General features: G+C 34.9%; 10 protein-coding genes. 9 read left to right on the top strand and 1 reads right to left on the bottom strand.

What is annotated here, in order from left to right:
* Nucleotides 1-107 precede the first annotated feature (107 nt).
* The 3 genes from gcvT to gcvPB are packed head-to-tail and all read left to right on the top strand — an operon-like array spanning nt 108 to nt 4,039.
* Nucleotides 108-1,211: a glycine cleavage system aminomethyltransferase GcvT gene (gene gcvT / locus MWJ95_RS09650; RefSeq protein ID WP_249073597.1), complete on the top strand. Its 1,104-nt coding sequence runs from the start codon at nt 108-110 to the stop codon at nt 1,209-1,211.
* Between the two features lie 25 nt (nt 1,212-1,236).
* On the top strand, nt 1,237-2,583 hold the full coding sequence (gcvPA, locus tag MWJ95_RS09645) for an aminomethyl-transferring glycine dehydrogenase subunit GcvPA (protein ID WP_249073598.1): 1,347 nt from the start codon (nt 1,237-1,239) through the stop codon (nt 2,581-2,583).
* On the top strand, nt 2,576-4,039 hold the full coding sequence (gcvPB, locus tag MWJ95_RS09640; protein ID WP_249073599.1) for an aminomethyl-transferring glycine dehydrogenase subunit GcvPB: 1,464 nt from the start codon (nt 2,576-2,578) through the stop codon (nt 4,037-4,039). Before gcvPA ends, gcvPB begins: the two co-directional genes overlap by 8 nt.
* A 316-nt stretch (nt 4,040-4,355) precedes the next feature.
* Here the strand turns inward: gcvPB and MWJ95_RS09635 are convergent, their stop codons facing one another.
* Complete coding sequence (locus MWJ95_RS09635) at nt 4,356-5,585, bottom strand: DUF418 domain-containing protein (RefSeq protein WP_249105209.1); 1,230 nt, start codon at nt 5,583-5,585, stop codon at nt 4,356-4,358.
* Nucleotides 5,586-6,053: 468 nt separating this feature from the next.
* Here MWJ95_RS09635 and comX point away from each other — a divergent pair, with 468 nt between their 5' ends.
* The 6 genes from comX to MWJ95_RS09605 all read left to right on the top strand — a co-directional run bounded on the left by comX (nt 6,054) and on the right by MWJ95_RS09605 (nt 14,766).
* Nucleotides 6,054-6,215, top strand: coding sequence for a competence pheromone ComX (gene comX, locus MWJ95_RS09630; protein ID WP_249105207.1), 162 nt, complete (start codon nt 6,054-6,056; stop codon nt 6,213-6,215).
* Entirely contained in the window at nt 6,206-8,524 is a 2,319-nt protein-coding gene (locus tag MWJ95_RS09625) for a sensor histidine kinase (RefSeq protein WP_249073602.1), read from the top strand. Before comX ends, MWJ95_RS09625 begins: the two co-directional genes overlap by 10 nt.
* 143 nt (nt 8,525-8,667) lie before the next feature.
* A complete protein-coding gene (locus MWJ95_RS09620; protein ID WP_249105205.1) occupies nt 8,668-9,375 on the top strand; it encodes an endonuclease V in 708 nt (235 codons plus the stop codon).
* Nucleotides 9,376-9,377: 2 nt separating this feature from the next.
* Nucleotides 9,378-9,917: an SMI1/KNR4 family protein gene (locus tag MWJ95_RS09615; RefSeq protein WP_249105203.1), complete on the top strand. Its 540-nt coding sequence runs from the start codon at nt 9,378-9,380 to the stop codon at nt 9,915-9,917.
* 405 nt (nt 9,918-10,322) lie between these two features.
* Nucleotides 10,323-13,190 (top strand): hypothetical protein, encoded by a 2,868-nt coding sequence (locus MWJ95_RS09610; RefSeq protein WP_249105202.1) that lies wholly within the window; start codon nt 10,323-10,325, stop codon nt 13,188-13,190.
* A 271-nt stretch (nt 13,191-13,461) separates the two neighbouring features.
* Nucleotides 13,462-14,766 carry a hypothetical protein gene (locus MWJ95_RS09605; RefSeq protein ID WP_249074083.1) on the top strand — a complete coding sequence of 435 codons (1,305 nt, stop codon included), beginning with the start codon at nt 13,462-13,464 and terminating at the stop codon, nt 14,764-14,766.
* The last annotated feature ends 56 nt before the right edge of the window (nt 14,767-14,822 follow it).

Below are 14,822 nucleotides of genomic sequence, written 5' to 3'. Positions count from 1 at the left end.
GATGGTTTATCTTTAATGGATGAACTAACATGGAAAGCATGACTGTACAGATAAAAAACAGACGAACTACTACCAGTAAAAAATGAAACTGTAAGGGGGCAAAAACAATGACGAATGAATTAAAACGTACACCTCTATTTGAAGAATACGCAAAGCATAATGGTAAAACAATTGACTTTGGTGGGTGGGAATTACCAGTGCAATTCTCTTCTATTAAAGAAGAGCATGACGCAGTACGTAATCGTGCTGGCTTATTTGATGTTTCACATATGGGTGAAATTTTAGTAACTGGACCTGATTCATTAAAATTTTTACAAAATCTTTTGACAAATGATATTTCAAAAATTGCAACAGGTCAAGCGCAATATAATGCAATGTGCTATGAAGATGGTGGTGTTGTCGATGATTTATTAACGTATAAATTAGCAGATAATCATTATTTATTGTGCGTCAATGCAGCAAATATTGAAAAAGATTATGACTGGATGATGGAAAATCAACATCAATATGATGTGACAATCGACAATCAATCAGATGCATATGCACAAATTGCCCTTCAAGGTCCATTAGCAGAAGAGGTTCTTCAAACATTAACAGATACTGATTTACAAACGATTAAATACTTCCGTTTCCAAGCAGATGTTGAAGTTGCAGGACATAAAGCATTAGTATCTCGTAGCGGTTACACAGGAGAAGATGGTTTTGAACTATACGGCTCTCCGGAAGATATTAAAGCATTATGGAGTAAAATCTTGGATGCTGGAAAAGACAAAGGTGTTGTTCCAGCAGGTTTAGGCTGCCGTGATACACTTCGTTTTGAAGCAGGTCTTCCATTATATGGGCAAGAGTTATCAGCGACAATTTCACCTCTTGAGGCTGGTATCGGTTTTGCTGTGAAGTTAAATAAAGAGGATTTTAATGGTCATGATGCATTAGTGGCACAAAAAGAAGGTGGACTGTCACGTAAAATTGTAGGCATTGAAATGATCGATAAAGGAATTCCTCGTCATGGCTACAAAGTGTTTAAGGATGGTAAGGAAATCGGTGAAGTGACAACAGGTACACAGCTTCCTTCCTCTAAACGTAATGTTGGTCACGCCTTAATTGACAGTCAATTCGCAACTATCGGAACTGAACTGGAAATTGAAATTCGTGGTAAGCACTTAAAAGTAGTAACAGTAGAAACACCGTTTTACAAGCGTTCAAAATAATAGTTGAAAAGAGGGACCTACATTTATGAAACATCGTTATTTACCAATGACGGAACAAGATAAACAAGAAATGTTAGACGTAATCGGTGTATCCTCAGTTGATGAGTTATTTGGGGATATTCCAGAAAAAGTACGTTTTAAAGGCCTATATGATATTAAAGATGCAAAATCTGAATCAGCTTTATTAAAAGAATTAACGGCACTTGCCGCGAAAAATAAAGATACAAATGCTAACGTATCATTTTTAGGTGCAGGCGTATACAACCACTATAAACCAATTATCGTAGACCATGTTATTTCTCGCTCAGAGTTTTATACAGCGTATACTCCATATCAACCAGAAATTTCACAAGGGGAATTACAAGCAATTTTTGAATTCCAAACGATGATTGCAGAGCTTACAGGTATGGATCTTGCAAACTCTTCTATGTATGATGGTGGAACAGCATTAGCTGAAGCAGGTATGCTTGCAGCTGGGCATACACGTCGTAAGAAAATTTTAGTATCTGAAACGGTTCATCCTGAGTATCGCGATGTCGTTGCTACATATGCATATGGTCAATCCATTGAAATTGTTACTGTTCCACATAAAGATGGTGTGACAGATGTAGAAGCTTTGAAAGAGCAAATTGATGACAATACAGCAGCTGTAATTGCACAATATCCTAACTTCTTTGGTCAGATAGAGGACTTACAAGTAATTGGCGATATTGCACATGAGGCAAAAAGTCTATTTGTCGTATCTTCAAACCCACTTTCACTTGGGGTTTTAACACCTCCTGGTAAGCTAGGTGCTGATATTTGTGTAGGGGACGCACAAGTTTTCGGTATTTCTGAAGCATTCGGTGGTCCGCACTGTGGTTTCTTTGCAGTAACAACGAAACTAATGCGTAAAGTTCCAGGTCGTCTTGTTGGTGAAACAGTAGATGGTGAAGGTCGTCGTGGTTATGTTTTAACATTGCAAGCCCGTGAACAACATATCCGTCGTGATAAGGCAACATCAAATATTTGTTCGAACCAAGCGCTTCTTGCACTTGCTGCTTCTGTCGCAATGACTGCCCTAGGTAAGCAAGGTGTTCGTGAAATGGCTATGCAAAATATCGCGAAAACTCGCTATGCTAAAAATGCCTTTGAAGCGGCGGGCTTCACAGTAGCATTCCAAGGTGCACACTTTAACGAAATCGTTGTGAAAACAAATAAATGTGTGAAAGAAATTAATAAAGGCTTAATTGATAAAGGTATCATCGGTGGTTATCCTTTAAGTCAAACATATGACTCTCTTAAAAATCACGTGCTAATTGCTGTAACAGAATTACGCACGAAGGAAGAAATTGATGCACTAGTTGCAGAAATGGGGGCTCTTAATGCATAACGAAAATCAATCACTCATTTTTGAAATTTCCAAAGAAGGTCGCGTAGGCTACAGCTTAGAAGCACTTGATGTACCAGAGGTAGATCTTGCAGATTTACTTCCAGCAAACTTAGTACGTGCGGAAGCGGCGGAATTACCAGAGGTTTCTGAGCTTGATATTATGCGTCACTATACTGCACTTTCTCGTCGAAACCACGGTGTAGATTCAGGCTTCTACCCTCTTGGCTCTTGTACGATGAAATATAATCCTAAAATTAATGAGGCTGTTGCACGAATTTCTGGTTTTGCCAATGTTCACCCATTACAGGATGAATCAACTGTTCAAGGTGCAATGGAGCTTCTTTATGATCTACAAACTTCATTAGTTGAAATTACAGGTATGGATGAAGTGACATTACAACCAGCGGCAGGTGCACATGGTGAATGGACAGCATTAATGATGATTCGTGCCTTCCATGAGGCAAACGGTGAAGGTCATCGTAATAAAGTTATTGTTCCTGACTCTGCTCACGGTACGAACCCAGCATCGGCAACTGTTGCAGGCTTTGAAACTATCACTGTTAAATCAGATGAAAATGGTTTAGTAGATATTGAGGATTTACGCAAAGTAGTTGGTGCTGATACAGCTGCATTAATGCTAACAAATCCAAATACACTTGGTCTATTTGAAGAAAACATTATCGAAATGGCAGAGCTTATTCACTCTGTTGGCGGTAAAGTATACTATGACGGTGCTAACTTAAACGCAGTTATGAGTAAAGCACGTCCTGGTGATATGGGCTTTGACTGCGTCCATTTAAATTTACACAAAACATTTACAGGTCCTCACGGTGGCGGTGGCCCTGGTTCAGGTCCAGTAGGTGTAAAAGCAGATTTAATTCCATTCCTGCCAAAACCAGTTTTAGTAAGAACGGAGGAAGGAACATATCACTTCGATTACGACCGTCCACAATCAATCGGACGTGTTAAACCTTACTACGGTAACTTTGGAATCAACGTACGAGCATACACTTATATCCGTACAATGGGTCCAGATGGCTTAAAAGCTGTAACAGAATACGCTGTACTAAACGCAAACTATATGATGCGTCGCTTAGAGCCATTCTACGATCTACCATATAACCGTCATTGTAAGCATGAATTTGTATTATCAGGTCGTCGTCAAAAGAAACTTGGCGTTCGTACTTTAGATATCGCAAAACGTCTGTTAGACTTTGGCTACCATCCACCAACAACTTACTTCCCATTAAATGTGGAAGAGGCATTAATGATCGAGCCAACAGAAACAGAATCAAAAGAAACATTAGATGCATTCTGCGATGTTATGATTCAAATTGCAAAAGAAGCAGAAGAAAATCCATCAATCGTACAAGAAGCACCGCATACTACAGTCGTATCTCGCTTAGACGAAACACGCGCTGCTCGTACACCTGTGCTACGTTACCAAAAAGCATAAATAACTACTAGAAGGCGTCCAATGAGTTTGTTGGGCGTCTTTTTTTATTATTTTGGGGGCATTTTAAATGCAATAGATGCGGATTCAATTTAGGCGGAATGTAGATTAGGCTCTCAGAAAATGGATAGAAGAAGTAGGGCCTAATAGGACCTGCAGAGTGCGGATAGCACTGTCAAAGTGATGAATAGAACTAAAAAATCATGGATAAAACCATACGTTACTATTTTAAAGTTCAAAGTAAGGGGCTACCTAATTGTAGCCCCTTAGTTCTATAGAGAAGAATCCAAATTTATCGAGAAATTCCTAATTGCCCTACCTATGCATTTTCAGATTCCTTGTTAATACCTAAATAAGTAAATGACCTCCAAATATATTCTAATGGTCCGTAGCGGAATTTGGATAGCCAAAGCTTACTAAAAATCACTTGGAAAACAAAAATGACAATAGCGATGATGATGGCTGTCGTTAAGTGGAGTTTTCCGTATACGCTAAATGCAAATGGTCCAAATAACAATGTACAAATGATAGATTGGCCGATATAGTTTGTGAAGGCCATTCTTCCAGGGAACGCTAACCACTGTAAAACTTTCTTCCCTTTAACCGTGTGATAAATAAAGATCAAACTAATAGCATAAAAGATTGTTAGGAGTGGTGAGCTAATAGATTGAACAGCTGAAAAGTTTTCTAAAAGGAAAGGTAATATCCAGCACAATATTCCACCAAAAATCAATGTTAGTAACCATGTAATGAAAAAGCCTTTTCGATATTCCTCGAAACGATGAATCCATTTTTTCTTCGCAACAGCTGCTCCGAATAAGAACATTAGTAAGTACGGAAGATTTGTAAATAAATATAATATAGGGTTTCCTAGAGAAAGAACATATAGTCCATTACGCATTGTATAAAAAGTTCTTTCCATAAAATTAGCATTCATTAATTCTTGAAAACTCCCATTTTGATGGGCATCTATCGTTAATTGCATAAGTTGATGACTTTCCTCTGACATGGTCATTGACATCATCGTAGAATCGGAGAATAGAGCTCCTAACGTTACTAATCCAAAAAGTAAGCTATATAAAGTTAGGCTAATGATTAACATAGCATTAGGTTTTAACTTATGCATGAAAAGGAGTAATAACCCTAAGATTGCATAGTCTGTTAAAATATCCCCAAACCAAATGAAATATGCATGGATACAACCGAAAATAAATAATGCAATAAGTCGTCTAAAATAAATTCCCCAAAAGTTTAGTTGCTTTGCAGCGGCTCTTTCCTGCATAATGACCATTCCAAAACCGAACAGCATAGAAAACAGCATAACAAATTTCCCATCGATAAACATAGAAAGAATAGTATGAACTGTAAAATCGGCTTGATTCCAAAAAGAAGTCCATTCATTTTTAAAACTTAGATCTTCTTGCATATAAGCCGGATAAAGGAACCAAACAATATTGGCTAATATAATTCCTAATAATGCGAATCCCCTTAATACATCGAGTGTTTCAATCCGCTCATTAGCAGATATGGGTGAAAGCTTATGCTTCATAAAATCATCCTTTTTATTTTTATTGTTCTTTCAACAAGTCTCTACGTTGTTGAAAAAACTTTGCTAATGACACTTTAAATTATAATTATCAGGATTTTATAAGGGGATACAGGAAAAAAATATGGAACATCTATAAAAATAAATTCTTCTTTCTTCATCCATTTGAGTGAACGAGAAGAATCGAAACTGATATAGTTCTGTGAATTTATTGACAGAAATTCATAAAGTGGATGAGGCGAAGTATTACGAAAATTAGTATGTTTTGCGGAAAATGATACATAATCTATTATTTTTTAGCGATTAATAGAAAATTCTGTTGATTAAATGTAAAGTGATAGTATAATGAAGGTGTAGTTACATTTATGGTTATTAATTCCTTGTAAAATATTTGGTAAATATAAGTTGACGCTCGATGTTATGAGTATCCAGAAAGTGTAACTATAAAAACTAATGAAATGAGGAGATTTTATGATTAACGCGATTCAATTTTTAGAGCAAAATCCGTCGATGGTAACTTTGTTAAAAGAAAAAAAAGCTTCTCTACTTGGTGTTACAGAACTTGAACAAAAGGCAATTCTGGATTCTTTTGATGAAGAGGTACGTTTAGAAAGTAGTGGCCTTTGGTTCTAAAATCTTTAAAAAATAACTGGTTTTGGCTTGCTATAAGTACATATCTCATATTGGGAAGCTATTTACTTTATGTTACTTATAGCACGCCTTTTTTAGCAATAAAGTTAAAAGAAGAGAATGGACAATGGTTAATAAGTGAACCATATTTTAAGAAATGGGCAAATGATCAAGGAATTTCACCAGGGGATATTGTTTTAGAAATTGATGGAAAAAATATTAATAAAATAAATAATATAAAATATGATCCTGTAATTAGAGTTGCTAAAGAATTAACGTTGGTGAAGCAAGATAAGAAGTTACTTCATATACATATAGATCCATTTAACATTCCTGAACAGCTTTTGTATTTATTGATTGTACCTGCAAGTTTTTACTTATTAAGTCTAATTATTTCTATCCTCTTATATTATAAGCAAAAGAATTCGAGTTTGATAAATATACTTATTTTGTTTATTCTTACAGTATCTTTGGCTTATGTTAGTATGGGTGCGTCTGGAATGTTAGATAGTGTTGGAACTGTTGTGAATCGAAGTAGCATGATTCTTTGTCTTGTTCTATTGATTCATTTTTTAAGAAATTATTTTTTATTCTTAAATTTAAATTGGCTATTGATTTACAACATTAAAATAATATATGTAGTACCTTTAATTATAGCTGTTCTTAGCTATTGTAGTATTATCTATCCATATATGAATCCTATATTCTCTAATTTTACTCTATGGTTATTTTTTATTTTATTAATAATAATTTTTGGTGTTTTAGGGATAGGCTATTTAAAATATAAAACCCCTCAATTAAAAATGTTTTTGTTAAGCATTATTATTCCCTTCTTACCATTCCTTTTTTTGTTTGCTGTACCGGAAATTATTTTTCAAGTTCACATACTCACTGGTGAAGTATGCTCTTTATTCTTAATGCTCATCCCATACAGTTTTATTTGTACACAGCTCACTGAACGTATATTTGATATGGAGTACTTTATTACCCGTTTACGCCACTATTTTAATTTTTCATTTGTTTTTACCATTTGGCTATTAATGGGTCTTTATTGGCTTACTGATTTATCTATTTCAAGAATGACCGAAATTTTCTTTTTTACGTTCTTGTCTTTAATAGCACTTTTTTATATTAAAGAGAAAATAGATTATCATAAGCGAAAAATTCTATATTCGACAAAAGGGGATTATATCCACCGGTTGTATACGACAGTTGATAGTATTGGAAGGGTCGTAAAGATAGAAGACTTGCTTGAGAAATTTGTTCAAGAAATAGCTTTACACCTTGAGATTAAACAGGTTTCCGTATTAACCTATGATTTACAAACACATCACGTAACTTCCACTAATACATCAAAAGAATATACCCAAAATCAAATAAACGAAATATTGCTTGAGAAACTTCGCTTAGGTGATATAAAGAAGACAGAGCATTTTTATATTGCTTTTATCCATCAAGATATTAACTTTAAAAGAATATTAGTTGTAGACCATAATAAATCTATTTATCTAAAGGATGAGGAATTATTATGGCTTGAATTATTGCTTTTATATGTAAATAATTTTATAGAAAATACGAAAATGGTGGAAGATCTATTAGAACAGTTAAAGCATATGAAAGAGGCTGATAAAAATCAGCTACCATGGCTCAATAAGCTTCTTTGGCTACGATTTGAACAAGAAAAATATCAATTAGCGCAAGAGCTTCATGATACGGTTTTACAAGAGCAGCTCCATATTGCTCGAGAAATGGATGTATTTATGCATGCAAAGACAAAGGATATTCAGGCGAACCTTTCTAAGATTCATGATCATATGATTGCGTCATTGAATGATTTACGAGGGTACTGTGAAAATTTGAAGCCGCCATTGCTGGACACTTTGGGCTTAAATGCTGCGCTTGAGAAGCTAATTCACAAAGTTCATAAGCGTGCTGATTTTGTTTTGATTTACACAATTGATCGGCTATATTTAGAAGATGAACGTTTAAACTTGATGATTTATCGACTTTTCCAAGAGTTATTAAACAATGCATTAAAACATTCGCATGCCAACACTGTCGAAATTCATCTTTTAGAAACGGAAGATGGCTTTGAAATTATTTATGCTGACGATGGTGTAGGATGTAAAATGGATGAGATCATTCTGGCTGATTCAATGGGGATCAGAGGAATGCAAGATAGGGTACAAGCCTTTAATGGGCAGTTTACTATCAATACCAATGTAGGAGAAGGAATGTCTATTCGAATTAAGGTAAATGAAGGGGATCATACTTCGATTCCTATGGATACGATACTTGTATTGGAAGGCTAACTTATAGCAGAGGATCATATATGAAGAGAAAAAAAGATATGAATCATTTTCACACCTCCTAATCTATATATGTATGGATTTGGGGGTGCTTTTGGTTGCAAAATCTTGGTAGTATAATCATATAGAGAGGAGATGATATCTTCATGGAAATAGAAGAAATGATCTTGAATTATACATCGCAACAAAATGATTTAAGGAAGCATATTTCATTAGAAAACAATTTTTCTGCTGATCAAATTAAACTCGTTGCCGGAGTAGATATTGCCTATTGGAATGAAAATAATAAAGAATATGGGGTCTGTTGCATTCAAGTCATTGATTTTAGTTCCAAAAAGTTAGTTGAACAGGTTGAGTACATAAATGAAATTACCATTCCGTATATTTCCGGGTTTTTAGCCTTTCGCGAATTACCTCTGATTATAGAGGCTGCTAAAAAGTTGAAGATAAATCCAGACCTTTACATGTTTGATGGAAATGGTTATTTACATAGTCGTCATATGGGCATTGCTACACATGCTTCATTCTTCTTGGAAAAACCGACAATTGGCGTTGCCAAAACGTATTATAAAATAGAGAACACAGATTTTATAATGCCGGAAAATAGAGCTGGAGCGTATACTGATATTGTGATTGATGGGGTAGTATACGGTCGTGCTCTAAGAAGTAGAAAGGATGTTAAACCGATATTTGTTTCATGTGGGAACGAGATTGATTTAGATACAGCAACCAAAATAACGATGCACTTTATTGAAAAAGATAGTCGTTTACCAATCCCTACAAGATATGCGGATTTGGCCACTCATCATGCAAGAAAATTACGACGAGATATTATGATAAATAAGAGGGATTGAAAATGAAAAGTGAAGCTGAAATTTTATGGAATCGTTTAATAGAAAAAAATTCGGAGTTGGAGGTGAATGGTAGAGAAGCATTAAACCTTCAGCCCGGTGCGACTGCTGAAGAATTTCAACTAATCGAAACAACTTTGGGTATTACTCTTCCTGACGAGATGAAAAGTTTTTATCGTATATTTAATGGGCAAGACTGGTCGCCTGGAGTACAGCCTTTTGTTAGAAATTTAACACTTTCCCCTATTTCTGAAATTATAGAAAATTGGAAGTTTTTACAGAAGGAGTTTGATCCAGATGATTTGCTTCCAGATATAGAGTATGGTGAGGAGGTTAAACCAACGCTTTGGAATAAAAAATGGATTCCAATTGCTGAAAATGGTGGTGGCGATTATCTCTGTGTTGATACAGATCCAACAGAAAAAGGAGTAGTGGGCCAGGTGTTGTATTTTTGGCATGATTGGGGAGATCGAACAATTGATGCCAAGAGTCTCTTTGAATTTATAGAGACCTGTTTAAATGAAGAAAGTGATGCTGATAGTTGACTAAGGAGATAAATGACGTTATTTGATTAAAAGATCTTTTTCACGAACGTTTGATTTTCCAAAATTTCTGGTGTGATAATTTGGCATCAATATCTAGCTGTTTCTATAAGTATACATAGCGAAGAGGCATCCCAATTATCAATCAATTGAGATGCCTCTTTGATGTCATTCTTTAAATGCGTTTATTAGTCGTTTTGAAGCTTATTTACGCAATTAACAACTATTTATTGTAAATACAAGAGAAAGAAATAAATATTATAAAAAACGGTCTAAAATCATAATATTATCATTTATCATGTTGAAATAGGGAGAAAATACACTTTTTAGAATTAATCTATAAAATGAAGAGAATTATTAAAGATGTAGCCGATATAATCCAATAGATGATAGAGGAGGTAAGAAAATTTGAATAAAAAATTATTTTTCACAGCTGCGGCAATCCCAGCAGCCCTTATGGTACCAACAGTTGCAGGAGCGGTGGGTGCTGATACAGCTTTAGTCACAGTCTCAGGGAATAATAAAGTAAATGAAACTTTAAAAGCTTCTATTGAAAACTTACCAGCGAATTCGATTGTCAATGCTTATCAATGGTATTATGTGGATGGTTCCAATGATTCAAAGAATAAACCAATCTCTAGTGCAACATCAGCCTCATTTACAATACCAGTAGAAGCGGCAGGCAAAGCAGTTTTCGTGGAAGCGACAACAACGAAAGGTGATAAGTATAAGAGTGAACCCCGTACGATCAATGACCTAGATCTTTCAATTACTGCACCTAAAATTAATAGTAGTTCAAACTATGCAGTACCTGGTGAATTGGTGCAAGTAGCGGGTGCAATTGTAACTGACGAAGCAGGTGCAAAGTTACAAAGCAATCAAATTACATATAGCTATCAATGGTTTTATAAAGTTGGTGAAAACGCCACTATTATTGAGGGAGCGACTAGCGATACATACAGAATTCCTAATAATGCTTTAAAAGATGGTATCACAGATATTATGGTTAGAGTACAGGCAAAGGTAGGAACTTCTTTCGTAGAATCTGATGTTTCCGATGTAAAAACTATTTCTAACGAACCATCGGATTCAATGATTCAAGAAATTGAAAAACTAATAAATGACAACAAGTATAATGCAACAAGTCTAGAATCTTTTCAGGCTGAAGTAACGGCATTAGAAGGTAAATATCAAGCATTATCGACTGCAGCAAAGGCGAATGTGAAAAATTATGATGTATTAAAGCGAGCAGTGGCTGATGTAGAATTAATAAGCAAGTTAAATGAAAAAGTAGATAAAGTTAATGAGGTAAATGAAAAAGATCTACCAAAATATTTAAAAGAAATCGATGAGGCATATGATAAGTTGGATTTATTACAACGTAGCTTAGATCTGAACGATGCTTTATACAATAGCATTAAAAACATTTTGAAAGATCCGACAGATATCGATGAATTTAAAGAAGTTAGAAGACTAAATCAGGCAATTGTTGAATTATTAAAACATGAAAATTCCTTTGTTACGTATGTACCTACTAGCATCGAAGCTTTACAAACAGCAGTTGAAACAATTGAAAAAGATATAGCAAAACTGTCTCAAACTTACCGAGCAACTGTTCAAAATCAAACCATTTTAAGTGATGCTAAGTCAGATATTAAAAAGGTTGAACAATTTATTAAACTTTTCGATAAGCTGTCACAAAATGATTCACCTAGCAAACAGGTGACTACAGCAAAATCAATACGTACCGCTTATGAAAAGTTAACGTATAAGCAACTACAGCTTGTACAAAAAAATTATATGCATACCTTACTTCAAGCTGAAAACGCAGAGAACAGTCAAATAGAAAGATTAAATAAAGAAATTGACAGTTATGTAGGTGATGTGGATGACAGTTACCCGATAGATCCGTCAGTAGATTCTTGGCAAGGCCATGTCAATAATGTAAACCGTATTATAAATGAATATAAGGGCTTAACGAAAAATTCCGCTGCTAAAATTGTCGGCTATGAAAGAATTGTAACGTTGCAAAAAGATTTTAAAGCAGCTGATAAAATTATTAAGGACATGAATGCCTATCAAAAGCTTTCAGAAACGCCAGGGGTAGCTGAAAGTAAGTTGAAAACTAACTACACGAATGTATTGAAAGCTTATAATAAGTTAACTAGTTTACAACAATCACTTGTTTATAATGTAAACGATTTTTTATTAAATACGCCGACTATTTCAGTTGATGTAAATGGTAAGGAACCTGCTGATAAAGCTGCTGCATTGGCTTTGAAGGCTGATATTGATAAGTTTGCTAATGTAACGAAATATACATTTGCACAATTCGAAACTGCTGTAAATGCAGCAACAACGAAATATAAAAGTCTATCTTCGGCTGGACGAAAGTATGTCACAAACTATTATTTATTAACAGCTGCTAGTAAAGATCTTTCTGGTGTGAAGTCATTCCATAAAAAAGTACAAACTGCACGAGAAGAAACAGATGCTGCGAAACAAGCAAAAAAAATTCAAACAGTAGAAACTGCTTATGCTAAATTACCGGCAAATCAGCAATATTTGGCAAAACAGCAATATGAAGATTTGCTAAACAATCGTCTAGAAGACGGTAATGCACCGGATATCACAACTTTAAATAATGAAATTGCAAGCATTGTCTCAAATGATACGTATACAGTTTCAATGGAAAGAATTAAGGTGCTTTCAACGCAATATAATAAGCTGAGCTCGAGTGATAAAAAGCGAATTACGAATGCTGCTATTTTAACAACAGCGGTTGCTGATGTGAAAAAAGTAGAATCATTTATGAAGACGTATGAAAAATCATTTATTAGTAATCCAACGACTGTCATTAAAGCTTTTGCAAAGCTAACATCAAAACAAATGAGTTTAGTTAGCCCAGAAATACGACAAGCTATTATCGATAAGGATAAAGATCAACAACAGTCTAATGAAATTGCTTTGAAATTAGTAGAATCGATTAATTTACTGCTTGTAAATGGTGAATATATTGATGATTTGGAGACGAAAGTAAAAGAAATTCGTGCAGCCTATGATAATCTTAGTGCTTCTGAAAAGAGCGTCGTTAAAAATTATTCTAACCTTACCCAGGCCGAGAATGATTTGAAAAAGGTCGCAGAGGTTCATGCTCTTTACGTACCTTCTACAGGCGAAAATGCACCAGAACGTAAAGCTTGGCAAACTGCATACGGTAAACTCTCGAAAAAATTAGAAATATTATATAAGAAAATGTATCCAACCGATTTATAAAATTGTATAAAACCTAAACCCCGAATAACCAAAATTATTCGGGGTTTAGTGTACGTGTCTGGCATGCGCGTGAAGATAAAAATTAAAAGTTGGATGATAAAACGTAAAAGCTCTAATAGACGCCCTTAATTAAAAAGGTCCTGTTGGTTAAATTTATCTTTTTTAATTGTGTAGAATATCAATTCTTCGTTATACTATAGTTAATTTGCATAATAATTGAGAATTTTTTGTTATAACAAAGGTAGTTTGACACAGAAGGTAGGAACTTGTGATGTATAAAATAGGTGTTGTTGGCCCAATAAAATCCGTAGAAAAAATTATCGAGTTAGCACATGAAATCGAAAAAGAGATGGACTTTATTCCTTATATTTATTCGATTGCTACAGAAACAAAACATCTTGTAGAAACACATAATCAAGATGTTGACTTTTGGTTATTTTCGGGGTACATACCTTATAAAATTGCTAGTCAGACGAGTGTCTCGCAGGAAAAGCTAGCACATATCCTCTTTTCTGAAGCGGCCATTTACAAAGGTTTTTTTGAGCAGTCCTATAAAATGGGGAAAATTGTTGATCGTGTTAGTATTGATATTATCTCATCACCAGCATATAACGCATCAAAAGGGATAACTGAGATAGAGAAAAATGTAAGGAAGATCTATTTAAAGGAATTTGATGTTGCGATTAATCCAAAAGAATTATTTACGTTCCATTATGACCTATGGCTGAAAGGGGAAATCGATTTTGCGATTACATGTTACCCGTCAGTTGACGAAGAGCTGAAGAAGAGGGGGGTTCCGTCCTATTGGATATCACCTACTAAAACTGAGATTTATCATACGGTTCAGCTCTTTACTGAAAAAATTAAAACGTCGTATTATAAAGAAACGCAAATTAGTGCTGTTATGCTCGAAATAAAAGATTTTGATTCCTTGAAGGAAAGAATGAAGCAAGGATATCGTATTCAATATCTAGAATTACGCATGAAAGAAAACTTATTGCAATTATGTGAACAAATTGATGGGTCCTTAATCGAGGAAGGGAATGGCCGATATACAATTTTTAGTACGCGTGGAGCGATCGAAGGGCAGATTTATTTCATCAAGGAAAAAATGTATCAGCTATCCATAGAAATGGAAGCAAAGGTCATAGCAGGAATTGGCTTTGCGCAAACGGTATTTAATGCCGAATTAAATGCGCATAGAGCTTTACGTCAAACGAAAGAAAATGAATCAATCGATATTGTCATGATTCAAGATGATGGCACAATAATTGAATCTGTTGGAAATACCGAGGAGCTAACATATTCTTATAGAGCAGAGGATCCTACAATCCTTGAAAGGTTAAAAAAAGGTAACGTTAGCATTAAAACCTATACAAAAATACAAGCGCTCGTTCAAAAAATGCGCTGGAAGCATTTTACGACAAAGGATTTAGCCACACAACTTCAAATGAGTGAACGAAATGCGCAGCGAATCGTGGCTGATTTATGTCGTGTAGGCTTGGCGGAAATTTATGGAGAAGAATTACAGCATACACGTGGCAGACCAATAAAAATATATCAGCTTGTGATGTAGGTCAACCACATGAAATATAAATGTCCCGAACCAATAAATGGTTTTGGGGCATTTTT

The sequence above is a fragment of the Lysinibacillus sp. Bpr_S20 genome, assembly GCF_023337835.1.
In the GTDB taxonomy this organism is placed as follows: domain Bacteria; phylum Bacillota; class Bacilli; order Bacillales_A; family Planococcaceae; genus Lysinibacillus.
The sequence above is the reverse complement of the archived record's forward strand: the minus strand, read 5'-3'. Positions and strand labels throughout refer to the sequence as shown.